Source organism: Acetobacter sp. DmW_043 (assembly GCF_002153485.1).
Lineage (GTDB): Bacteria > Pseudomonadota > Alphaproteobacteria > Acetobacterales > Acetobacteraceae > Acetobacter > Acetobacter thailandicus.
Genome location: NZ_JOMN01000012.1, coordinates 1 through 284, shown reverse-complemented (window position 1 = coordinate 284; position 284 = coordinate 1). Strand labels below are relative to the sequence as shown.

The 284-nt window shown below is 45.4% G+C and carries 1 protein-coding gene; it reads left to right on the top strand.

Translation table 11 applies throughout. The features are described 5' to 3' along the window. Positions 1-220: ferritin-like domain-containing protein (locus HK11_RS04125; RefSeq protein ID WP_304528670.1), on the top strand; the 220-nt coding region annotated here is incomplete at its 5' end. Between the last annotated feature and the right edge of the window lie 64 nt (positions 221-284).

Sequence of the window (284 nt, the reverse complement as noted above, 5' to 3'; positions counted from 1 at the left end):
CGACCTGAAGCTGGAAGAGAAAGCCATGGCTGATCTTCGTGAAGGCATTGCCTACTGTGAAAGTGTCCGTGACTTTGTTTCACGTGACCTGCTTCTTAAGATTCTTGCTAACGAAGAAGAGCACGAAGACTTTCTGGACCGCCAGTTTGATCTTATCAAGCAGATTGGTATTGAGCGCTACATTCAGCTCAACTCTGCAGCTGCTCCTGATCAGGAGTAGTTCTAAAAAAGCCTCGGTTTACCGGGGCTTTTTTTTAAGAGAAGATCATTGCGTATTTTTCAGG